The organism is Oharaeibacter diazotrophicus, assembly GCF_004362745.1.
Lineage (GTDB): Bacteria > Pseudomonadota > Alphaproteobacteria > Rhizobiales > Pleomorphomonadaceae > Oharaeibacter > Oharaeibacter diazotrophicus.
This window is the reverse complement of sequence record NZ_SNXY01000007.1, coordinates 176,317-197,989: the sequence shown is the minus strand read 5'-3', so window position 1 is coordinate 197,989 and position 21,673 is coordinate 176,317. Positions and strand designations below refer to the sequence as shown.

Annotated in this window: 18 protein-coding genes; 10 read left to right on the top strand and 8 right to left on the bottom strand. The window is 71.2% G+C overall.

Translation table 11 applies throughout. From position 1 onward, the window contains the following. The first annotated feature begins 117 nt into the window (after positions 1-117). Positions 118-2,034 (top strand): propionyl-CoA synthetase, encoded by a 1,917-nt coding sequence (locus EDD54_RS09410; RefSeq protein ID WP_126540927.1) that lies wholly within the window; start codon positions 118-120, stop codon positions 2,032-2,034. A gap of 54 nt (positions 2,035-2,088) precedes the next feature. Here EDD54_RS09410 and EDD54_RS09405 read toward each other — a convergent pair whose 3' ends face one another. The 5 genes from EDD54_RS09405 to EDD54_RS09385 form a co-directional block, all read right to left on the bottom strand. Then, positions 2,089-2,280, bottom strand: a complete 192-nt coding sequence (locus EDD54_RS09405; RefSeq protein WP_126540926.1) for a NepR family anti-sigma factor — start codon at positions 2,278-2,280, stop codon at positions 2,089-2,091. 191 nt (positions 2,281-2,471) lie between these two features. Next, complete coding sequence (locus EDD54_RS09400; RefSeq protein WP_126540925.1) at positions 2,472-3,302, bottom strand: aldo/keto reductase; 831 nt, start codon at positions 3,300-3,302, stop codon at positions 2,472-2,474. Positions 3,303-3,403: 101 nt separating this feature from the next. Further along, on the bottom strand, positions 3,404-4,654 hold the full coding sequence (locus tag EDD54_RS09395) for a D-tagatose-bisphosphate aldolase, class II, non-catalytic subunit (RefSeq protein WP_126540924.1): 1,251 nt from the start codon (positions 4,652-4,654) through the stop codon (positions 3,404-3,406). A 3-nt stretch (positions 4,655-4,657) separates the two neighbouring features. After that, positions 4,658-5,635: a tagatose kinase gene (locus EDD54_RS09390; protein WP_126540923.1), complete on the bottom strand. Its 978-nt coding sequence runs from the start codon at positions 5,633-5,635 to the stop codon at positions 4,658-4,660. A 154-nt stretch (positions 5,636-5,789) separates the two neighbouring features. Then, complete coding sequence (locus EDD54_RS09385; protein ID WP_126541931.1) at positions 5,790-6,797, bottom strand: LacI family DNA-binding transcriptional regulator; 1,008 nt, start codon at positions 6,795-6,797, stop codon at positions 5,790-5,792. 444 nt (positions 6,798-7,241) lie between these two features. On the opposite strand from EDD54_RS09385, the gene EDD54_RS09380 reads away from it, so the two are divergent. From EDD54_RS09380 to EDD54_RS09350, 7 genes are all read left to right on the top strand, one after another. Further along, positions 7,242-8,546, top strand: a complete 1,305-nt coding sequence (locus tag EDD54_RS09380) for an ABC transporter substrate-binding protein (protein ID WP_126541930.1) — start codon at positions 7,242-7,244, stop codon at positions 8,544-8,546. Between the two features lie 200 nt (positions 8,547-8,746). Next, on the top strand, positions 8,747-9,649 hold the full coding sequence (locus tag EDD54_RS09375) for a carbohydrate ABC transporter permease (protein ID WP_126540922.1): 903 nt from the start codon (positions 8,747-8,749) through the stop codon (positions 9,647-9,649). 10 nt (positions 9,650-9,659) lie between these two features. Beyond that, positions 9,660-10,487, top strand: a complete 828-nt coding sequence (locus EDD54_RS09370; RefSeq protein ID WP_126540921.1) for a carbohydrate ABC transporter permease — start codon at positions 9,660-9,662, stop codon at positions 10,485-10,487. A 10-nt stretch (positions 10,488-10,497) separates the two neighbouring features. Next, the gene (locus EDD54_RS09365; protein ID WP_126540920.1) at positions 10,498-11,607 is read left to right on the top strand and encodes an ABC transporter ATP-binding protein; all 1,110 of its coding nucleotides are present in this window, start codon (positions 10,498-10,500) and stop codon (positions 11,605-11,607) included. Positions 11,608-11,639: 32 nt separating this feature from the next. Continuing rightward, the gene (locus EDD54_RS09360; protein WP_126540919.1) at positions 11,640-12,410 is read left to right on the top strand and encodes an L-iditol 2-dehydrogenase; all 771 of its coding nucleotides are present in this window, start codon (positions 11,640-11,642) and stop codon (positions 12,408-12,410) included. Positions 12,411-12,449: 39 nt separating this feature from the next. Next, the gene (locus EDD54_RS09355) at positions 12,450-13,928 is read left to right on the top strand and encodes a mannitol dehydrogenase family protein (RefSeq protein WP_126540918.1); all 1,479 of its coding nucleotides are present in this window, start codon (positions 12,450-12,452) and stop codon (positions 13,926-13,928) included. Positions 13,929-13,950: 22 nt separating this feature from the next. After that, positions 13,951-14,952, top strand: coding sequence for an alcohol dehydrogenase catalytic domain-containing protein (locus tag EDD54_RS09350; RefSeq protein WP_126540917.1), 1,002 nt, complete (start codon positions 13,951-13,953; stop codon positions 14,950-14,952). 66 nt (positions 14,953-15,018) lie between these two features. Here the strand turns inward: EDD54_RS09350 and EDD54_RS09345 are convergent, their stop codons facing one another. Both EDD54_RS09345 and EDD54_RS09340 read right to left on the bottom strand, forming a co-directional pair. After that, the gene (locus tag EDD54_RS09345; RefSeq protein WP_126540916.1) at positions 15,019-16,731 is read right to left on the bottom strand and encodes a GMC family oxidoreductase; all 1,713 of its coding nucleotides are present in this window, start codon (positions 16,729-16,731) and stop codon (positions 15,019-15,021) included. Between the two features lie 3 nt (positions 16,732-16,734). Then, a complete protein-coding gene (locus EDD54_RS09340) occupies positions 16,735-17,463 on the bottom strand; it encodes an SDR family oxidoreductase (protein ID WP_126540915.1) in 729 nt (242 codons plus the stop codon). Between the two features lie 245 nt (positions 17,464-17,708). Between EDD54_RS09340 and EDD54_RS09335 the strand changes: the two genes are divergently transcribed. Next, positions 17,709-18,932 carry a BtaA family protein gene (locus tag EDD54_RS09335; RefSeq protein ID WP_126540914.1) on the top strand — a complete coding sequence of 408 codons (1,224 nt, stop codon included), beginning with the start codon at positions 17,709-17,711 and terminating at the stop codon, positions 18,930-18,932. Next, the gene (locus tag EDD54_RS09330) at positions 18,932-19,603 is read left to right on the top strand and encodes a class I SAM-dependent methyltransferase (protein ID WP_245515713.1); all 672 of its coding nucleotides are present in this window, start codon (positions 18,932-18,934) and stop codon (positions 19,601-19,603) included. Before EDD54_RS09335 ends, EDD54_RS09330 begins: the two co-directional genes overlap by 1 nt. A gap of 99 nt (positions 19,604-19,702) precedes the next feature. Here the strand turns inward: EDD54_RS09330 and EDD54_RS09325 are convergent, their stop codons facing one another. Further along, entirely contained in the window at positions 19,703-21,484 is a 1,782-nt protein-coding gene (locus EDD54_RS09325) for a thiamine pyrophosphate-binding protein (protein ID WP_126540913.1), read from the bottom strand. Between the last annotated feature and the right edge of the window lie 189 nt (positions 21,485-21,673).

The window sequence follows — 21,673 nt, the reverse complement described above, 5'->3', positions numbered from 1 at the left end:
AGCGGGAAGGCCGGCCAGACCTACGCCCATTTCCCGATCCACGAAAGTCTTACACCCGAAAGTGTGAGCGTCCCGCGCTTGCATCGCCCGTGACACGGGCGGAAAACAGCCGACGACATGCGCGGGGAGGAAACCGTGAGCCGTTACGCCGAAGTCTACGCCGCCTGGAAGGCGGACCCGGAGGGATTCTGGAAGACGGCCGCCGCCGCCATCGACTGGACGCGCTACTGGGACGCGGTGTTCGATCCCGCCGACGGCCCCTACGGCCGCTGGTTCAAGGGCGCGACCACCAACACCGCCTGGAACTGCCTCGACCGCCACGTCGCCGCCGGTCACGGCGAGCGCACCGCCCTCATCTACGACAGCCCGATCACCGGCCGGAAGGCCCGCTACAGCTACGCCGAGCTGACCGCCGAGGTCACCGCGCTCGCCGCCGTGCTCGCCGACCACGGCGTCGGCAAGGGCGACCGCGTCATCGTCTACATGCCGATGATCCCGCAGGCGGTGATGGCAATGCTCGCCTGCGCCCGCATCGGAGCGATCCACTCGGTGGTGTTCGGCGGCTTCGCCGCCCGCGAACTCGCCACCCGCATCGACGACGCCAAGCCCAAGGTGATCGTCGCCGCCTCCTGCGGCATCGAGCCGAACCGGCTGGTCGCCTACAAGCCGCTGCTCGACGAGGCGATCGCCGCCTCCGAGCACAAGCCGTCGAGCGTGCTGGTGTTCCAGCGCCCGCAGGTCCAGGCCGCGCTGCAGCCCGGCCGCGACTTCGACCTGGCCGACGCCATGGAGACCGCCCGCGGTCGGCCGGTGCCCTGCGTGCCCGTCGAGGCGACCGACCCCTGCTACATCCTCTACACCTCCGGCACCACCGGCCAGCCGAAGGGCGTCGTCCGCGACACCGGCGGCCACATGGCGGCGCTGGCGTGGTCGATGAAGGCGATCTACGACATCGAGCCCGGCGAGGTGTTCTGGGCCGCCTCCGACGTCGGCTGGGTGGTCGGCCACAGCTACATCGTCTACGCCCCGCTTCTGATCGGGGCGACCACGGTGGTCTACGAGGGCAAGCCGGTCGGCACGCCGGACGCCGGCGCCTTCTGGCGCATGGTCGAGGAATACCGGATCTCGGCGCTGTTCACCGCGCCGACCGCCTTCCGCGCGATCAAGAAGGAGGACCCGGAGGGCGTCCTGATCGGCCGCTACGACCTCTCCAGCCTGCGCACCCTGTTCCTCGCCGGCGAGCGCGCCGACCCGGACACCGTCAAGTGGGCCGAGGACAAGCTGAAGGTGCCGGTGGTCGACCACTGGTGGCAGACGGAAACCGGCTGGGCGATCGCCGCCAACCCGGTCGGTCTCGGCATGCTGCCGGTCAAGCACGGCTCGCCGACGGTGCCGATGCCCGGCTACGCCGTCGAGATCCTCGACGACGCCGGCCACCCGGTCCCGGCCGGCAAGCTCGGCAACATCGTGGTCAAGCTGCCGCTGCCGCCGTCCTGCCTCCCGACGCTGTGGAACGCCGACGAGCGCTTCGTGCGCTCCTATCTCGAGGAGTTCCCCGGCTACTACAAGACCGCCGACGCCGGCTTCATGGACGAGGACGGCTATCTCTTCATCATGTCGCGCACCGACGACATCATCAACGTCGCCGGCCACCGGCTGTCGACCGGCGCGATGGAAGAGGTGCTGGCGAGCCACCCCGCCGTGGCCGAATGCGCGGTGATCGGCGTCCACGACGCGCTCAAGGGTCAGGCGCCCTGCGGCTTCGTGGTGCTGAAGGCCGGCGTGACCACGCCGCGCGCCGAAATCGAGAAGGAGCTGGTGAAGCTCGTCCGCGACAAGATCGGTCCGGTCGCCGCCTTCAAGCTGGCGATCACCGTGGACCGGCTGCCGAAGACCCGCTCCGGCAAGATCCTGCGCGGCACCATGCGCCAGATCGCCGACGGCGAGACCTATCGCATGCCCGCCACCATCGACGATCCCGCCATCCTCGACGAGATCCGCGACGCCGTCACCGGGCGTCTCGCCGACGCCTGAGGCGTCTCCCGGCCGGGCCCGCGCGCATCGTGCGCCGGTCCGGCCGCGTCGTCGTCAGTGCCGCCGTGCGGGTTCGTCGCCCTGCCGCGCCTCGAGGTGGTCGGGCTCGCCGCGGCCGTCGAGGCGCTCTAGCAGGCCGCGCATCCGCGCCGGCAGCGGCTCGTCGAGCACGCCCTCGTGGGCGCGCTGCAGGATGGTGCCGATCTGGCGCTGCAGATCGTGCGAGAGTTTGGGTCTGGTGGTCATCGTCTCCGTCCACATGGCTCGATCCGTCCGCCGTCTCTCCGGAAAGTTGCCCTCGTCGGCAGGTCAACCCGACGCAACGGAAAAAGATCCGCCGTCGAACGGTTATGGTTAATGACATGTGAATGGCTGATTTCCGCCGCGCGCACCCGCACTCGGGTCCACGCGGCGGCATGCACCGAGGCGCGGGCCGCTCAGAAGGTCGCGGTCGTCGGGTCCGGACCGATCCGGCCGTCGGGGTCGTCGAGGCCGGCGATGGCGGCGCGGTCGTCGGCGTCCAGCGCGAAGCCGAACACGTCGAAATTCTCGGCGATGCGCGCGGGGTTCACCGACTTCGGGATCACGATCAGCCCGGATTCGACGTGCCAGCGCACGATCACCTGGGCCGGCGTGCGGCCGTGCTTGGCGGCGATCGCCGTGATGGCGGGATCGGCGAGCAGCCGGCCCTGGCCGAGCGGGCTCCAGGATTCGGTGGCGACGCCGAGCTTGGCGCCGGCCGCCCGCAACGCGCCCTGCTGGAAGCGCGGATGCAGCTCGATCTGGTTCAGCACCGGCGGCACGCCGGTCTCGGCGACGATGCGCCGGAGATGGTCGGCGGTGAAGTTGGAGACGCCGATCGAGCGCGCCCGGCCCTCCTCGCGCAGGCGGATCAGCGCGCGCCAGCTGTCGACGTAAAGGTCCCGGCGCGGCGCCGGCCAGTGGATCAGGTAGAGGTCGACGTAATCGAGGCCGAGACGCCCGAGGCTGGCGTCGAAGGCGCGCAGGGCCTGATCGTAGCCCTGGTCGTCGTTCCAGAGCTTGGTGGTGACGAAGACGTCCTCGCGCGGCACGCCCGAGGCGCGCAGCCCCTCGCCGACGCCGCGCTCGTTGCTGTAGATCGCGGCGGTGTCGACGTGGCGGTAGCCCGCTGCCAGCGCGGCGCGGACGGCCTCGACGGCGCCGTCGTCCGGGGTCTGCCAGACGCCGAGCCCGACCTGCGGGATTCGGCGGCCGTCGGAAAGGGTGATGGTCGGTCGGGCATCCAAGGCTAAATCCTCTCGCTCTGTTCCGCGGCCGGCGGCCGGCCGGGGATCTCCCCGTCAACGCCCGCCGCCCGCGATCGGTCCCCCTCCCCCGCCGGCGCGGATCAGCCCGCGGCGGCCGTGGCGTAGTCGGCGAGCACCAGGTCGACCGCCGCCATCGCGAGATCGCGCGATCCTCCGGGAGCGCCGGCGAGCCGTGGCAGGAACTGGCTCGTCAGCGTATCCGGGATCGCGACGCCGTCGAGCGCAGCGTGCAGCCGGGCGACCGCGGCCACCGCGTCCGGATGCTGCCAGTAGTAGCGGATCCGGTCGGAGTAGCTGTAATGGCGCTGCAGGCGCAGCACCGCGGGCGTTCCGTGGTAGTGCGACGCCCAGTGGCCGGGCTCGGCCGTCATCAGCGCCTCCATGGTGTCGCGGAGCTCGCGCGGACCGCGACCGTCGACGAGTTCGCCGGCGATCAGGTCGAGGCCGTAGAGCGCCTCGCGCAGCGCGAAGGTGACGCCGGGGCCCACTTTGAGGATCGGGAAGCCGTCGCGCACCAGCGCGGTCAGCGCGGCGACGCTCTGGTAGTCGGTCGAGTGGGCCTCGAACACGAGGCCTGGCTCCTCGTCGAGCAGGCGCACGAGGTCGCGCGCCGCCGGCGGGTCGTAGGCGACGACGTTGTCGTTGCCGAACTCGACGCCAGGCTGGACCACCACGGCGATCACCCGCCCGAACGCCTCGGAAAGGCCCGCCTCGGCGAACACCTCGCGATGGACCGCGACCGTGTGCCGTGCCGCCGCGAGGCTGGTCGGCGTCACGGTCGAGAGCACGTGGTCGGCGCCGCCGGGCACCGGCACCTCGGTGCCGATCACGTAGACCGGCGGCGGCAGGCCGGCGTCCCGAGCCGTGCGCTCGGCGACGGCGGCCAGCGACACCGCGCGCGCGGCGGTCGCCTCGTCGTCGAGGGCGGCCGGTTCGCCGGCGCAGCCCATGCTGGCGTCGAGGTGGATCTTGCCGAAGCCGGCGGCGACATAGTCGGCGACCATGGCACGCGCCTTGTCCATCGCCTCGTCGGCGGAGCGCTTGCGCCATGGATTGGGGCCGAGATGGTCGCCGCCGAGGGTGAGGCCGCCGGGGGCTACGCCCTCCTCGGCGGCGAGCCGGTCGACGAAGCGGCGGAAGTCCGCCGGCGTCATGCCGGTGTAGCCGCCCTCCTGGTTGACCTGGTTGCAGGTCGCCTCGATCAGCACGTGGGCGCCGCTCCGCCGGCCGCGGGCGAGCGTCGCCCGCAGCACGGCGTCGTGGGCGGTGCAGACCGACGGGATGCCGACGGGACGGCCGGCGCGGCGGGCGGCGGCGAGCGTTTCGAGCATGGGTCAGGCTCCGGAGGCGGCGGCGAAGGCTTCGAGTTCGGCCATGGTGGAGGTGCCCTCCATCGGCCCGCGGCGGGTGACGTTGCGCGCGCCGGCGGCGGCGGCGAGCCGCAGCGCCTCTGCCGGCGCCCGGCCGAGCCGGAGCGCGGCGACGTAGGCCCCGGCGAAGCAGTCGCCGGCGCCGGTCGGGTCGACCTCGACGACCGGAAAGGCCGCCTGCCGGTGCACGCCGCCGTCGGCGCCGTGGCGCGACGCGCCGGCGGCGCCGTGCTTGACCACGACCTCGCGGATGCCGCGGCCGAGGAGCTCGGCGACGGCGTCCGCCTCGGTGGCGGCCCCGGGGGCGGCGAGGAAGATCTCCTCCGCCGAGGGCAGGAACAGGTCGGTGACCGCGAGCACCTTGCGGAAGCGCTCGAGGATCTCGCCGCCGCGCAACAGCTCCTTGCGCAGGTTCGGGTCGAACGAGACGGTGCCGCCGCGCCGGCGCACCGTGTCGAGCGCGGCCTCGAGCACCGGCCAGGCCGTCGCCATCGACAGCGCCGAGCCCATGACGTGGACGTGGCCGGCCCGTGCGATCAGCGCGTCGACCGCCGCCGTCCGCGCGATCTCGCCGGCGGCGCTGTGGGCGATGTTGAAGACGAAGTCGCGGCCGCCGTCGGGCCGGTAGCGCACGAAGGCGCTGCCGGTCGGCCGGTCGGGCGAGACGGCGATCGCGGAGACGTCGACGCCGTCGGCGGCGAGGCGGCGGACGTTGAGGCGGCCGAAGTCGTCGTCGCCGACGGCGGCGACGATACCCGCCGACGCGCCCGCCTTCGCGACCTGATCGATGAAGATCGCCGGCGCGCCGCTCGGATAGGGGCCGACCAACGTGATCGGCTCCAGGAAGCCGTCGCCGGGTTCGGAGGCCATCACCTCCACGAGGATCTCGCCCACGGTGACGGTGGGGCCGAGGCTTTCCGGTGCGAGCAGGGTGGCGGTCATCGGGCAACCAGCAGGGCGGCCGCCGGCGTCGGACCGCCGGACGTGCCGCGAGGAACGACAATCATCCGTCCGGCGTGCCCGGATCGTGGGCAAAATGGGCCCGGACTTTATTCGTGTCAACAAATCCTTTTCCGCACCGAAAGTTTCGGCGCGATCAGGCCGAGCTGCGCAGCATCAGCTCGGCGTTGAGCAGGATGCGCTCCGAGCCGTCCGCGGCGGGCGGCACCGGCACGTCGTCGCCCATCTTCTGGAACAGGAGGTCGATGGCGAGACGGCCGATCTCGCCGGTGTTCTGCGCCACCGTCGTCAGCGGCGGGCAGGTGTAGCGCGACAGCGGCTGGTCGTCGTGGCCGGCGACGCGGATGTCGAGGCCGTGACCGATCCTGAGGCCGGCCTGGAAACAGGCGGCGAGCACGCCGAAGGCGAGCCGGTCGCAGGCGCACAGCACGGTGGCGGTCGGAAAGCCGCCGTCGCGGACGATGCGCACGCTCTCCTCGAAGGCGAAGCGCTCGAAGTCCCAGGTCTCGACCGGGGTGACCGGCAGCACGCGCGGCTCCAGCCCGACCCGCTCCATGGCCGCGACATAGGCGGCCTGCCGGGCGATCGCGTTGTTGTTGACGCTCGGCATCGGCAGGTAGCACGGCGGCTCGCCGGAGCGGATCAGGTAGTCGACGATCAGCTCGAAGCTCTGCCGGTTGTTGGTGCCGACGAAGCTCGAGGATTCGTCGAGCGGGGAGTCGACGTAGACCAGCGGGATCGACCGGCCGAGGCTCTCGAGCGCCGCGTGGTGCGAGCGGATGCCGACCGGCGCGATGATCGCACCGGCGACGTTGAGCGACTTGAAGGTCTCGATCGCACGCTGCTCGAGCTCGGGATTGCCGTCCGAACTCAGCGAGAAGCAGAGGTAGCCCGACTGCTCGGCGATGCTCTCGATCCGCCGCCGGAGCTCGGCGTAGAACGGGTCGATGTGCGGCATCACCAGGCCGAGGATGTTGGTGCGGCGCCGGTTGAGGTTGACCGCGAACAGGTTGGGCTGGAAGCCGGAGACGCGGATCGCCGCCTCGATCACCTCCCGGGTGCGCGGGCGCACCGAATGCGGATCGTTGAAGTACTTCGACACCGTCGGGCGCGACAGCCCCACGAAGGCGGCGAAGTCCTCCATCGTGCGGATCGGCTTTTCCGAGGTGGCGGTGCTGTCTTGCGAAGTCACGATCGGCATCACGCGCGAGAGATGGGAATGAAACGGCGTCGGGCTCGGGACGTCGATCCCAGTCCTAGCATCGATGCCGCATTTTTGGCCATGCCGCCGAAGGGATCATGCCGGCGATCTCCCCCTCGATCGGCACGACGACGCGGATTCCGTTCGCGAGCATGACGATCGTCTTGGGGCGCGTCAAGTTATGGGTTCCCGCGCGCGAAGATACGCACGGCCGGAACCGACCGCGGGCTGGTGCGTTACGGGGGATCGGGGTGCAAGCGGTGCGCACCGGGAAAAATGCGACCGGCCCTTGACAGCGCCGCAGCCCCGGGGGATAAAACTTTACGCACGGCAACAAGTGCGTGTTCGCTCGTAAAGTGGGAGGATCACTTGAGCTTCACAACCCGCATGCTCGGGGCGACGCTGCTCGCCGGTATCGGCGCGCTCGTGTCGGCCGCACCGTCGGTCGCCGAGGAGCTGACCATCGCCACGGTCAACAACTCCGACATGATCATCATGCAGAAGCTGGCGCCCGAGTGGGAGAAGGCGACCGGCAACAAGCTGAACTGGGTCGTCCTCGAGGAGAACGTCCTGCGTCAGCGCGTGACCACGGACATCGCCACCAAGGGCGGCCAGTTCGACGTCCTGACCATCGGCGCCTACGAGACGCCGATCTGGGGCAAGGCCGGCTGGCTCGCGCCGATGGACGACCTCGGCGACGACTACGACTACGCCGACATCTTCGAGCCGGTGCGCAACTCGCTGTCGTCCGACGGCAAGCTCTACGCCGTGCCCTTCTACGCCGAGAGCTCCTTCACCTTCTACCGCAAGGACCTCTTCGATGCCGCCGGGCTGACCATGCCCGAGCAGCCGACCTACGACGACATCACCAAGTTCGCCGAGAAGCTGACCGACAAGTCCAAGGAACAGTACGGCATCTGCCTGCGCGGCAAGCCGGGCTGGGGCGAGAACATGGCCTTCGTCGGCACGCTGGTGAACACCTTCGGCGGCCGCTGGTTCGACGAGAAGTGGCAGCCGCAGCTCGACAGCGACGCCTGGAAGTCGGCGGTCGGCTACTACGTCGACATCATGACCAAGTACGGCCCGCCGGGCGCCACCTCCAACGGCCACAACGAGAACCGCGCGCTGTTCGCCACGGGCCACTGCGCCATGTGGGTCGACGCCACCTCGGCCGCCGGCTACATCTACAACCCGAAGGAGTCCAAGGTCGCCGACAAGACCGCCTTCGCCAAGGCGCCGATCTCGGTGACGCCGAATGGCGCCGGCTGGGCCTGGGCCTGGGCGCTCGCGGTGCCGGCGTCCTCCACCAAGCAGGAAGCCGCCAAGTCCTTCCTGAAGTGGGCGACCTCCAAGGACTACGTCAAGCTGGTCGGCCAGTCCGAGGGCTGGGTCGCGGCGCCCCCGGGCACCCGCAAGTCGACCTACGAGAACCCCGAGTACGTCAAGGCCGCCCCGTTCGCCGACACGGTGATCAAGGCGATCCTGGCGGCCGACCCGGCGCATCCGACCAAGGATCCGGTGCCCTACACCGGCGTCCAGTTCGTCGCGATCCCCGAGTTCCAGGGCCTCGGCACCACGGTCGGCCAGCTGGTCGCCTCGGCGCTCGCCGGTGAGCAGACGGTCGACGCCGCCCTCGCCGCCGCCCAGGAGCAGGCCGTCCAGACCATGACGGAAGCCGGCTACATCCAGTGAGCCGACGCCCCCGGCCGGCGCCCTCCCCTCTCCCGGGGCGCCGGTCCGGTGGACGACCGCTCCGGCCGGCACGCGTTGCCGGCCGGAGCCTCGTTTCGCGCCGTCCGACGGCCGCCGCCCCGCGGCAGGCCCCTCCTTCCCCGCACCGCCCCGGACCGGGCGCGCCTCGGCGCGGCCCCCGACGTCGCCGGAGGACCCCGATGACGAACGCCACCATCGCCACGCCGCGCCGCGCCCGCGGCGGACGGGCCGTGCGCACCGGCCCGCTGCTCGCCCCGGCCGTCACCCTGCTCCTCCTGTGGATGATCGTGCCGCTGGCGATGACCCTGTGGTTCTCGCTGCAGCGCTACAACCTGCTCAATCCGATGGTGACCGGCTTCGCCGGCCTTCGGAACTACGAGCTGCTGTTCACCACCTCGGCGATCTGGATCTCGATCTGGAACACGCTGGTCCTGGTCGGCTCGGTGCTGATCGTCACCATCGTGTTCGGCGTCTTCTTCGCCGTCCTGTTCGACCAGCCCTTCTTCGGCCGCGACGTCGCGCGCCTCCTGGTCATCGCGCCCTTCTTCGTGATGCCGACGGTGAGCGCGCTGATCTGGAAGAACCTCCTGATGCACCCGGTGAACGGCCTGTTCGCCTGGATCGCCAAGAGTCTGGGGTTCCCCGCGGTCGACTGGTTCACCAACCTGCCGATGACGTCGATCGTGATCATCGTCGCCTGGCAGTGGATCCCCTTCGCCACGCTGATTCTCCTCACCGCCATGCAGTCGCTCGACCGCGAGCAGATGGAGGCGGCGCGCATGGACGGTGCCAAGGGCCCGGCGATGCTCTGGCACATCGTGCTGCCGCACCTGATGCGCCCGATCTCGGTCGTGGTGATGATCGAGTGCATCTTCCTGCTGGCGGTCTTCGCCGAGATCCAGGTCACCACCTCGGGCGGCCCGGGCACGCAGACCAGCACGCTGACCTACTTCATCTACATCAAGGCGCTGCTGCGCTGGGACGTGGGCGGGGCCTCGGCCGCCGGCGTGGTGGCGATCGTGCTCGCCAATATCGTCGCCGCCTTCCTGATCCGCACCGTCGCGCGCAACCTGGACAAGTGAGGAGGCGGCGATGGCCCTGAAGCAGTCCCGCACCACCCGCGTCGCGATCGCGCTCCTCGGCTGGGGCAGCGCCTTCGTGATGTTCTTCCCGATCCTGTGGATGACGATCGCCGCCTTCAAGTCGGAGATCGACGCGATCGCGACCCCGCCCAAGCTGTTCTTCACGCCGACGCTGGAGAATTTCGCCGCGGTCAACCAGCGCGCCAACTACCCGCTGTTCGCGATGAACTCGGTGATCGAGGCGCTCGGCGCCACCGTGCTGGCGATCTTGATCGCGGTGCCGGCCGCCTATGCCGCCGCCTTCTTCCCGAACAAGCGCACCAAGGACCTGCTGCTCTGGATGCTGTCCACCAAGATGCTGCCGGCAGTAGGCGTCCTGGTGCCGATGTACCTGATCTTCCGCGACCTCTCGCTGCTCGACACGCGGCTCGGCCTGATCATCCTGTTCACCCTGTCGAACCTGCCGATCGTGGTGTGGATGCTCTACTCCTTCTTCAAGGACGTGCCGCACGAGATCCTGGAAGCGGCGCGCATGGACGGCGCCAAGGTCGGCGACCAGATCCGCTACCTGCTGCTGCCGCTGACCCTGCCCGGCATCGCCTCGACCGCGCTCCTGTCGGTGATCCTGTGCTGGAACGAGGCGTTCTGGAGCCTCAACCTGACCACGTCGAAGGCCGCGCCGCTGACCCAGCTGATCGCGTCCTTCTCGAGCCCCGAGGGGCTGTTCTGGGCCAAGCTCTCGGCCGCGTCCCTCCTCGCCATCGCGCCCATCCTGGTCTTCGGCTGGCTGACCCAGCGCCAGCTGGTGCGCGGTCTCACCTTCGGCGCCGTCAAGTGAGGAGCGCCCCATGGCACGCCTGAAACTCGAGAAGATCGTCAAGTCCTTCGGCGCCGTCGACGTCATCAAGGGCGTCGACCTCGACATCGCCGACAAGGAGTTCGTGGTGTTCGTCGGCCCGTCGGGCTGCGGCAAGTCCACGCTGTTGCGCCTGATCGCCGGTCTCGAGGAGATCTCCGGCGGCGACCTGACCATCGACGGCGAGCGCGTCAACGACGTGCCGCCCGACGCCCGCGGCCTCGCCATGGTCTTCCAGACCTACGCGCTCTATCCGCACATGACGGTGGCCGAGAACATGGGCTTCGCCCTGAAGCTCGCCGGCGTTCCCAAGGCCGAGCGCGACGACAAGGTGAACGCGGTCGCCCGGCTGCTGCAGCTCGACAAGCTGCTCGACCGCAAGCCGCGCCAGCTCTCCGGCGGCCAGCGCCAGCGCGTCGCCATCGGCCGCGCCATGGTGCGCCAGCCGCGCGTCTTCCTGTTCGACGAACCGCTGTCGAACCTCGACGCGGCGCTGCGCGTGCAGATGCGCATCGAGCTCGCCCGCCTGCACGACCGCCTCGGCGTCACCATGATCTACGTGACCCACGACCAGGTCGAGGCGATGACGCTCGCCGACAAGATCGTCGTGCTGCGCGACGGCCGCGTCGAGCAGGTCGGCTCGCCGCTGACGCTCTACCACCGCCCGGTCAACCGCTTCGTCGCCGGCTTCATCGGCTCGCCGACCATGAACTTCCTGCCGGTCGAGCTGGTCGCCGCCTCCGCCGCCGGCGCCACCGTGAAGCTCGGCTCGGGCGCGACGGTCGACGTTCCGGTCGACGGCTCGAAGCTGAAACCCGGCGCCAAGCTCACCCTCGGCATCCGCCCGGAGCACACCGCCGCCGCCGCGGACGGTCCGCTCACCGGCGAGGTCATGGTGGTCGAGCGCCTCGGCGGCCAGACCTATCTCTACGTCCAGGTCGGCGGCCCCGACCTGATGATCGTCGAGACCGATGGCGACAGCCGCGTCCGCGTTCACGAACGGGTCGCGATCGCCTTCAAGCCGGCCGACTGCCACCTGTTCGACGCCGACGGCCTGACCGTGCCGCCGCTGCAGCCGCACGTCCTCGCCGATCTCGGCTGACCCTCTCCTCCCCCGTCCAGGACCCGTCCACGATGCGTCTCGAGAACAAGACCGCCCTGATCACCGGCGCCGCCCGCGGCATCGGCCGCCATTTCGCCGCTGCCTACATCCGCGAGGGCGCCAAGGTGGTGATCGCCGACATCGACATCGCCCGTGCCGAGAAGACCGCCGAGGAACTCGGGCCGGCCTGTTCGGCGGTGAAGCTGAACGTCACCGACGTCGCGGAGATCGAACGCGTCGTCGCCGACGTCGACGCCCGCACCGGCGGCATCGACATCCTCGTCAACAACGCCGCCGTCTTCGACATGGCGCCGGTGACCGACGTCACCGAGGCCTCGTTCGACCGCCTGTTCGACATCAACCTCAAGGGCCCGGTCTTCATGATGAAGGCCGTCGCCAACGCCATGATCGCCCGCGGTCGCGGCGGCAAGATCGTCAACATGGCGAGCCAGGCGGGCCGCCGCGGCGAGGCGCTGGTGCTGGTCTACTGCGCCACCAAGGCGGCGATGATCTCGGCGACCCAGTCGGCCGGCCTCGCGCTGATCAAGCACGGCATCAACGTCAACGCCATCGCCCCCGGCGTCGTCGACGGCGAGCACTGGGACGAGGTCGACGCCCACTTCGCCAAGTGGGAGAACCGGCCGAAGGGCGAGAAGCGCCGCCTCGTCGGCGAATCCGTGCCGTTCGGCCGCATGGGCACCGCCGACGACCTCGTCGGCATGGCGATCTTCCTGGCGACGAAGGAAGCCGACTACATCGTCGCCCAGACCTACAACGTCGACGGCGGCAACTGGATGAGCTGAGCCGTCCGGCCACCCCTTCGACCAACGCGGAACACGACGATGACGACCAAGCTCTCGCTCGCCAATCTCCCCGCGATCGGCGCGCGGGCGCGCGTGCCGACCTATGCCCGGGCGGACCTCTCGCCCGGCATCGTCCACTTCGGCGTCGGCAACTTCCACCGGGCCCACATGGCGGTCTATCTCGACGAGCTGTTCGAGGCCGGCCGCGACCGCGACTTCGCCATCGTCGGCGCCGGCGTGCTGCCGTCGGACCACGCGCTCCGCGACAAGCTCGCCGGCCAGGACTTCCTGTCCACGGTCGTCGAGCAGTCGGCCGAGGTGTCGGCCGCCCGCGTCACCGGCGCGATGGTCGGCTACGAGACGCCCGGCGACGTCGCCGCCATCGTCGCCCGGCTCGCCGACCCGGCGACCCGCATCGTCTCGACGACGATCACCGAGGGCGGCTACTTCATCGACCCCGCCACCGGCCGCTTCGATCCGACCCATCCGGACATCGTCCACGACGCCGCCCATCCGGACGCCCCGCGCACGGTGTTCGGGCTGATCCTCGCCGGTCTCCGGGCGCGCCGGGCGGCCGGGCTGGCGCCGTTCACCGTGATGTGCTGCGACAACATCCCCCACAACGGCAAGGTCACGCTCTCGACCCTCACCGGCCTCGCCACCCTCTCCGACCCCGCCTTCGCCGACTGGGTCGCCACCGAGGTCGCCTGCCCGAACGCCATGGTCGACCGCATCACCCCGGCGACCGGCAAGCGCGAGATCGACCTCACCGCCGAGCTGTTCGGCATCGACGACGCCTGGCCGGTGTTCTGCGAGGACTTCCGGCAGTGGGTGGTCGAGGACCGTTTCCCGCTCGGACGGCCCGCCTTCGAGACCGTCGGCGTCCAGTTCGTCGACGACGTCTCGCCCTTCGAGCTGATGAAGATCCGCATCCTCAACGGCGGCCACGCGGCGATCGCCTATCCGGCGGCGCTGATGGACATCCACTTCGTCCACGAGGCGATGGAGCATCCGCTGGTCGCCGGCTTCCTCGCCAAGCTGGAGCGCGAGGAGATCGTCCCGACCGTGCCGCCGGTGCCGGACACCGACCTTTCCGACTATCTCGGCCTGATCGAGCGGCGCTTCGCCAACCCGAAGATCGGCGACACCATCCGCCGGCTCTGCCTCGACGGCTCCAACCGGCAGCCGAAGTTCATCCTGCCGACCATCGCCGACCGCCTCGCCGCCGGCGCCCCGCTGAAGGGCCTGCCGATGGTGTCGGCGCTGTGGTGCCGCTACTGCGCCGGCACCACCGACAGCGGCGCCGTCACCGCACCGAACGATCCGGCCTGGGACCGGTTGCAGGCCGCCGCCCTCGCCGCCCGCGACGATCCCGCCGCCTTCCTCGCCATGCGCGACATCTTCGGCGCGGTCGCCGACGCCCCCGCCTTCCGCGACCGCTTCGCCGCCACCCTCGCCGCGCTCTGGCGCGACGGCACCGCCGAGACGCTGCGGCGCTATCTCGACGGCAGTTTCTGACCCGACCGGAACGACCCATCCGATGCAAGCGATCCAGTTCCCCGCCCGCGGCGTCGTCGCCCTCGCCGACCTGCCGATGCCCTTCGCCGCCCCCGGCCGGATCCTCGTCGAGGTTCGGGCGTCGGGCATCTGCCACACCGACATCGACGTGCTGAACGGCCGCTACGGCGCCGGCGCCTATCCGCTGGTGCCGGGCCACGAGTTCTCCGGCACCGTCGTCGCCCTCGGCGACGGCGTCGCCGGCCTCGCCCTCGGCGACCACGTGGTGATCGACCCCAACCTTGCCTGCGGCACCTGCCGGGCCTGCCGACGCGGCCGGATCAACCTCTGCGAAAAGCTCGGCGCCTACGGCGTCAGCTGCGACGGCGGCTTCGAGGAGTATGTCGCGGTCGACGCCGCCCGCGCCGTGCCGGCCGGCGACATGCCCTTCGACCTCTCGGCCCTCGCCGAGCCGCTCGGTTGCGTGCTCAACGGCGTCGCCGCCGCCGACGCCGCCCGCGCCGAGAGCGCGCTGGTGTTCGGCGCCGGCCCGATCGGGCTGCTGATGGCGCTGGCGCTGCGCGACGCCGGGGTCGCCGAGGTCGCCGTCTGCGAGCGCGACGCCGGCCGCCTCGCCTTCGTCGAGAGCCTCGGCCTCAGGCCCGTCGAGGCCGAACCCGAGGTCTCCGCCGCCAACCGCCACCGCTACGACCTCGTCACCGACGCGACCGGCGTGCCCGCCGTCGCCGGCCGCATGGCGGACTACACCGCCGACGGCGGCACCGTGCTGTTCTTCGGCGTCTGCCCGCCGGACGCGCGGATCGCCGTGTCGCCCTTCGAGGTGTTCCGCCGCGAACTCCGCCTCGTCGGCTCGCACTCGCTCAACCGCAACATCCCAGAGGCGCTCGCGGTGCTCCGCCGCGAGGCGGTCACCATGAGCCGCCTCGTGTCGCACCGCCTGCCGCTCGCGGAGATCGCCGGCTTCATGTCCGGCGGCAAGGGCGCGGGCGGGACCATGAAGGTGCAGTATTTCGCCGGCGCCTGACGCAGGTCGGTCGCCGAACTTCGACGACATCGGTCGGGGGCCGCCCGCGCGGCCCCCGTTGGCCTTTCAAGCCGCGGCCAGCCCCGCGCCGCCGCGCGCCGCCTCGTCGGCGAGGATCAGGTCGGCCGCCTTCTCGGCGAGGCAGTAGGTGGCGGCCACCGTGTTGCCCGAGACGATCGCCGGCATGATCGAGGCGTCGACCACCCGGAGACCGTCGACGCCGTGGACGCGCAGGTCCGCCGGATCGACCACCGCCTCCGGCCCGCGCCCCATGGCGCAGGTGCCGACGGGGTGGAACAGCGTGCCGACGCGCTGACGGACGAAGGCCTCAATCGCCCCGTCGCTCTCGACCTCCGGCCCCGGATCGACCTCGCGGTCGAGATGCGGCGCGAAGGCCGGCTGGGCCACGATCCGCCGGGCGATCCGCACGCCCTCGCGCAGCGCGTCCATGGTGCTGTCGCCGCGGAAGAAGTTGTAGAGGATCGACGGCTTGACCTCCGGGTCCGCGCTCTTCATCCGGAGCCGGCCGATGCTGCCGGGGCGCAACTGGCAGACGTGCATCAGGAAGCCGTGGCCGGTGAAGCCGCGGGCGTTCTGGGTGTTGGCGACGCCCGTGCAGAAGAACAGCTGGACGTCGGGCCGCTCCACCCCCGGCACCGTCGAAACGAAGGCGCCGCCCTCGCCGGTGGTCGAGGAGAACAGGCCGCGCTTGCGCAAGAGCCAGTTCGCGACGTGCAGCACGTTGCGCGGCAGCGCCTTCCACGAGATGCCGTAGGGCGCGATCGACTTCGCCTTGTACTCGACCGTGACGTCGAGATGGTCCTGGAGATTGCCGCCGACGCCGGGCAGGTGGTGCACCACGGGGATGCCGTGGCGGGCGAGGTCGTCGGCGTCGCCGATGCCCGAGAGCATCAGGAGATGCGGCGACACGAAGGAGCCGGCCGACAGGATCACCTCGCGGGCGCGGATCTCGCGCGGCCCGTCCGGGCCGCGTCCGGCGACACCGACCGCGCGGCGGCCGTCCATCAGGATCCGCGTGACGTGGACGTCGGCGATCACGTCGAGGTTGGGCCGGCCGCGGACCGGATCGACGTAGGCGCCCTCGGCGGTGACGCGCTCGCCGCCCCTCTGGGTGAAGGTGTAGGTGCCGACCCCCGCCTGCCGTGCGCCGTTGAAGTCCGGGTTGAGCGGCAGGCCGGCCTGCCGCGCCGCCTCGAGGAAGACCTCGGTCATCGGGTTGACGCTGCGGAGCGGCGCCACCGCCAGCGGGCCGTCGGTGCCGTGGAAGCGCGGGTCGACCTGATCGGCGACCGGCCGGCCGCCGAGGCGGACGTGCCGGTTCGCCTGCGGGTCGGTCAGCAACTCGAAGCGCTCGAGCTTGCGGAAATAGGGCAGCAGGTCGTCGTAGCCCCAGCCGGGATTGCCGAGGTCGCGCCAGTGGTCGAAGTCCTCGCGTTGGCCGCGGACGTAGATCTGGCCGTTGACGTTGGTCGAGCCGCCGGTGCCGCGTCCGCGCGGCAGGGCGATCACCCGGCCCTGCAGGCCCGGCTCCGGTTCGGTCTCGAACCACGACATGAAGCGCGGGCCGCCGAGGAAGGCGAGCGCCGGCGCCATGAAGGTCACCATGGCGAGCGGAATCCGCACGATCGCCCGGCGGGCGTTGCGGTCGGGGCCGGATTCGACCAGGGCGACGCGGCGCGCCGGGTCGGCGCTCAGGCGGTTGGCGAGGACGCAGCCCGCCGGCCCCGCCCCGACGATGACGACGTCGTAGGGTCGCATGGCTCAGATGTCCTGGTTCTGCGGCAGGATGACGAGGTCGCGGATGGTGACGTTGGCCGGCCGCGTCAGCATGAACAGCACCGCCTCGGCGACGTCCTCGGAGCGCAGGCCGGCGCGCTCGGCCACCTTGGCCTCGATCGCGGCGGCGTCGTGGTAGCCCCACAGCTCGTTGAGCACCACGCCCGGCGCGACCTCGCCGACGCGGATGCCGTGGCGCGCCACTTGCCGGCGCAGGCCGTGCACGAAGGACTGGATCGCGTGCTTGGAGGCCGAATAGACCGGCTCCCAGTGGATCGCCTGATGGCCGGAGATCGAGGAGGTCACCACCACGTGGCCGTCGCCGCGCGCGATCATGCCCGGCAGCACGCGGCGCACGAGGCGGAACACGCTGGCGACGTTGACGTCGAGCAGCCGGTCCCAGGCGTCGGGGTCGCCGTCGGCGACGTCGCCGGGGATGTAGAGACCGGCGTTGGCGAGCAGCAGATCGATCGCCCCGAAGCGGGCCAGCGCGGCGTCGACCACGCGCTCGACCGCGCCGGCCTCGGTCAGGTCGGCGGAGAGCGCCAGCGCATCGCCGCCGCAGGCGGCCGCGACGGCGCCGAGCCGGGCCTCGTCCCGGCCGACCAGCACCAGCCGGCAGCCGGCGTCCGCCAGCGTGTGCGCCAGTGCCCGGCCGATGCCCGAGCTCGCGCCGGTGACGAGCGCCACCTTGCCCGTGAGATCGATCGCCATGGTGTCCGTCTCCTCCCGTCGGCGTCCGTTTCGACGCTCGTTTCAGGGCAGAGTTTAGGGTCGGGATCTGGTCGCGGTCAATGATTTATGTTTACGCACGTAAATTTTGATCCGCGACAACGGATCCGGGCGCCGCTACCTACGCGCCGTCGCCGAACCTTCGCAGAAACGTGGTTGAAGCGCCGGAATGCGCGCGCCGCACCGGGCCGGTCCGGCACGGCGACCGCGACGGAGACCCGTGGGGCATGAGCAAGAACCAGATCCTGAAGGACGCGGTCCACGCGAGTTCGCTCGCCTCCAAGCGCGGCGTGCTGGAGCGGCTGTTCACCCTCGCCTTCTCCGGGCTCGTCTATCCGCAGATCTGGGAGGATCCCGCCGTCGACGTCGAGGCGCTCCAGCCCGGCCCCGGCAAGCGGCTGGTCACGATCGCCTCCGGCGGCTGCAACGTCATGAGCTACCTGCTCGCGGACCCGGAGCGGATCACCGCGGTCGACCTCAACCCCGCCCACGTCGCGCTGGTGCGGCTGAAGCTCGCCGCGGTCGAGCGCCTGCCGGGCTTCGAGGCCTTCTTCCACTTCTTCGGCCACGCCGACGAGAAGGCCAACACTCACCTCTACGACGCCTATGTCCGCGACCATCTCGACGCCGAGTCCCGCGCCTACTGGGAGAGCCGCAAGCTGCTCGGCGGCCGGCGCATCAACCTGTTCGCGCGCAACGTCTACCGCTACGGCCTGCTCGGCCGCTTCATCGGCACGGTGCACCTGATCGCCCGCGCCTACGGCAAGAACCCGAGCCGGATGCTGACCGCCGCCAGCCTCGAGGAGCAGCGCCGCCTGTTCGAGGAGACGCTGGCGCCGGTGTTCGACACCCGCCTCGTCCGCTGGGCCTGCCGGATGCCGGTGTCGCTCTACGGCCTCGGCATCCCGCCGGCGCAATACGCCTATCTCTCCGCCTCCGCGGGCGGCGACGTCGCCGGGCTGCTGCGCGCGCGCCTCGAGCGGCTCGCCTGCGACTTCCCGATGGAGGACAACTATTTCGCCTGGCAGGCCTTCGGCCGCTCCTACGACCGCGGCCGCCGCGTCGCGGTCCCGCCGTATCTCCGCCGCGACGCCTACGACACCGTGCGCGCCAACGCCGGCCGCGTCGAGGTGCTGCACCGCTCGATGACCGACCACCTCGCCGGCGAACCCGCCGCCTCGCTCGACGGCTACGTGCTGCTCGACGCCCAGGACTGGATGACCGACGACCAGAAGCGCGCGCTCTGGACCGAGATCACCCGCACCGCCCGCCCGGGCGCCCGGGTGATCTTCCGCACCGCCGGCCCCGAGAGCGCCGTCGCCGGCATCCTGCCGCCGGAGATCGAGGCGCGCTGGACCTACGACGCGGAGCGCTCCGAGGCGCTCGGCCGCCGCGACCGCTCGTCGATCTACGGCGGCTTCCACCTCTACGTCCACGCGGACGCCGCGTGATGGCCGGGGCACCCGACGCCCGCGCCCACGCGGACGCCATGGACCGGATGTACCGGGCGACCCGGCACGTCTACGACGTCACCCGCAAGCCCTACCTGCTCGGCCGCGATCCGATGATCGCGGCCCTGGAGGTGCCGGCGGGCGGCAGCGTGCTCGAGGTCGCCTGCGGCACCGGGCGCAACCTGATCGCGCTCGCCCGCCGCCATCCGGACGCGCGGCTGCACGGCTTCGACATCTCCAGGCAGATGCTGGCGACAGCCCGGCGCTCCGTCGCCTACGCCGGTCTCGGCCACCGGATCGCTCTCGCCGAGGGCGACGCCACCGCCTTCGATCCCGTGGCGGCCTTCGGCCGGGCGAGCTTCGACCGCGTCTACGTCTCCTATGCGCTCTCGATGATCCCGGACTGGCGCGCGGCCTTGTCCCGCGCCGCCGCCCTGGTCGCGCCCGGCGGCCGGCTCGGCGTGGTCGACTTCGGCGACGCCGCCGGCCTGCCGGCCTTCGCCGGGACGGCGCTCCGCCGTTGGCTGACCCTGTTCCACGTCACCCCGCGCACCGACCTCCCCGAGGCGGTCCGCGCCGTCGCGCTCTCGGGCGACTGGGTCCGTGCCGGCGTCGAGCCCCGCCACGGCGGCTATTGCCAGATCGCATTGATGAGCCGGCGCACGGCCTGAACCGGTCCCCCGGAAGCGACTTCGCCGCCGGGATTGCTCCCGGCGGCGAAGTCGTCGTGGTCCCGTGCCTTTCGCGAGTCGGGACGTCTTCCGCCCCGCTCAGTTCTTCTCGGGGAGATCCGCGGAGACCTTCCAGTCGCGGAGCTTGTAGACGGTGCCGGGCCGCGGCCGCGGCTTGTCGGCGCCTTCGCGCATGCGGCGCTTGAAGCTATGGATCGGGGTGGCGAGGTCGTCGATGCGGATCTCCACCACCGACGGGCCGTCGTGGGCGAAGGCGCGATCGAGCGCCGGGCCGATGTCGTCGGGCTTGTCGACGTAGATCCCGAGCAAGCCGAGGCCCGCCGCCGCCGCCGCGAAGTTCGGGTGGCAGCTCTGGCTCTCCAGCATCGCCGACTGCACGTTCTTGAAGAAGATCTCCTGCCACAATTGGATCCAGCCGAGCCGGCCGTTGTTCAGCACCACGTTGACCACGCGCTGGTTCTGCTGCAGCTGCGTCGCCAGTTCGCCGATCGTGTAGGAGAAGCCGCCGTCGCCGGCCACCGTCACGATCCGCGCCTCCGGACGGGTCGCCGCCGCACCGATCGCCGCCGGCGTCGAATAGCCGAGCCCGCCCTGGCCGCGGGCGTAGAGGAAGCCGCGGCCGGCCTTGGTCGCGGGCAGGAAGTTGGCGATCCAGCCCGCCGAGAAGGACGCGTCGGAAACGACCACGTCGTCCGCCGTCAGCCGCTTGGCCAGTTCCGCCATCGCCCGCGGCGGGTTGATCGGGATCCGGTCGATCGCGATCTCCTCGGCCTTCTGCGCCTCGCCCTCGGCCTTGACCGCGGCGATCCGCTCCAGCCACGCCGGATGCGACTGCCGGGTCAGCCCGGCGGAAAGCAGGGCGAGCGCCTCGCGCACGTCGGAATACAGCGACACCGTCGGGCGGAAGGTGCGGCCGTGCTCGGCCGGGTCGGCGTCGATGGTGATGGTCGCCTGCTCCGGCAGCGGCAGCGTCCAGTTCATCGCGGTGTTCTGGCTGGCCTTGGAGCCGCACCAGATCACGAGGTCGGCCTCCTTGATCAGTTCGATCGCGGCGTAGGAGCCGAGCGGGTTGAGCGTGCCGGCGGCGTAGGGCAGCGTCTCGGGCACCGCGCCGCGGCCGGTCAGCGAAGTCACCACGAGGCCCTGCAGCTTGTCGGCGAAGGCGCCGGCCTCGGCCCAGGCCGAGGCGCCGTGGACGCCGCCGCCGTAGACCACCGCCGGCCGCTCGGCCCGCCGGATCAGGGCGAGCGCGTCGGCGAGCCCCGCCGCCGTCGGGGCCGAGCGCACGAACGGCGCCTTCGAGGCGCGAGCGTCTACGGCGACCTTGACCGTCGCCTCGTCCCACTCGGCGTCGAAGATGTCGTGCGGGATGATCAGCGCCACCGGGCCCGGGCGCGGCGAGGTGGCGACGCGGAAGGCGGTGCGGATCAGGTCCGGCAGCGCCGAGGCCGAGGGCACCAGCCAGGCGTCCTTGGAGAAGGACTTGAAGAAGGCGAGCTGGTCGAAGCCCTGGGAGGCGATGCCCTTGTCCTTCAGAGACAGCCAGTCGAGCGGCAGCTCGCCGACGATGCCGATCATCGGGATCGAGGCGTTGAGCGCCTCGAGGAAGCCGGCCGGCAACAGGTTGGCGCCGGGGCCGACCGTGACGTCGACCACGCCCGGCTTGCCGGTCAGCCGGGCGTAGGCGTCGGCGGCGTAGGCGGCGTTGCGCTCGTCGCGCATCAAGACGTGCCGGATCCGGTCCGTCCGACGCGAGATGCCGTCGTGCAGCGCCGTCGTCTGTCCGCCCGGCATGCCGAACACCAGCTCGACGCCGTATTGCGCCAGCATCTCGGCTACCAGATCGCCTATGTGGGACATCGTCCTCGTCCTTTCCTGACAATGGGGGCCGCGGCGCCGGGAGGGGGAGGCGCCGCGGCGACGCGCGGGTGGAGAGGGCCCGCGCGGGGGTGGTGGGAGTGCGTCTCGTACCTGCCTCGCATAGTTCCGACCCGTCGGGACCTTGCGAGGTTTCGGCCTTTCGGCCGGCGCCCGGTCGGGCGCTTCTCG

Coding starts and splice junctions, on each gene's coding strand:
- EDD54_RS09390 (WP_126540923.1), bottom strand. CDS start 5,635: ATGACCGCCACCCTGCTCGCACCGGAAAGCCTCGGCCCCACCGTCACC.
- EDD54_RS09410 (WP_126540927.1), top strand. CDS start 118: ATGCGCGGGGAGGAAACCGTGAGCCGTTACGCCGAAGTCTACGCCGCC.
- EDD54_RS09380 (WP_126541930.1), top strand. CDS start 7,242: ATGCTCGGGGCGACGCTGCTCGCCGGTATCGGCGCGCTCGTGTCGGCC.
- EDD54_RS09385 (WP_126541931.1), bottom strand. CDS start 6,797: ATGGAGGACTTCGCCGCCTTCGTGGGGCTGTCGCGCCCGACGGTGTCG.
- EDD54_RS09335 (WP_126540914.1), top strand. CDS start 17,709: ATGAGCAAGAACCAGATCCTGAAGGACGCGGTCCACGCGAGTTCGCTC.
- EDD54_RS09340 (WP_126540915.1), bottom strand. CDS start 17,463: ATGGCGATCGATCTCACGGGCAAGGTGGCGCTCGTCACCGGCGCGAGC.
- EDD54_RS09330 (WP_245515713.1), top strand. CDS start 18,932: ATGGCCGGGGCACCCGACGCCCGCGCCCACGCGGACGCCATGGACCGG.
- EDD54_RS09365 (WP_126540920.1), top strand. CDS start 10,498: ATGGCACGCCTGAAACTCGAGAAGATCGTCAAGTCCTTCGGCGCCGTC.
- EDD54_RS09395 (WP_126540924.1), bottom strand. CDS start 4,654: ATGCTCGAAACGCTCGCCGCCGCCCGCCGCGCCGGCCGTCCCGTCGGC.
- EDD54_RS09375 (WP_126540922.1), top strand. CDS start 8,747: ATGACGAACGCCACCATCGCCACGCCGCGCCGCGCCCGCGGCGGACGG.
- EDD54_RS09405 (WP_126540926.1), bottom strand. CDS start 2,280: ATGACCACCAGACCCAAACTCTCGCACGATCTGCAGCGCCAGATCGGC.
- EDD54_RS09355 (WP_126540918.1), top strand. CDS start 12,450: ATGACGACCAAGCTCTCGCTCGCCAATCTCCCCGCGATCGGCGCGCGG.
- EDD54_RS09370 (WP_126540921.1), top strand. CDS start 9,660: ATGGCCCTGAAGCAGTCCCGCACCACCCGCGTCGCGATCGCGCTCCTC.
- EDD54_RS09345 (WP_126540916.1), bottom strand. CDS start 16,731: ATGCGACCCTACGACGTCGTCATCGTCGGGGCGGGGCCGGCGGGCTGC.
- EDD54_RS09325 (WP_126540913.1), bottom strand. CDS start 21,484: ATGTCCCACATAGGCGATCTGGTAGCCGAGATGCTGGCGCAATACGGC.
- EDD54_RS09350 (WP_126540917.1), top strand. CDS start 13,951: ATGCAAGCGATCCAGTTCCCCGCCCGCGGCGTCGTCGCCCTCGCCGAC.
- EDD54_RS09360 (WP_126540919.1), top strand. CDS start 11,640: ATGCGTCTCGAGAACAAGACCGCCCTGATCACCGGCGCCGCCCGCGGC.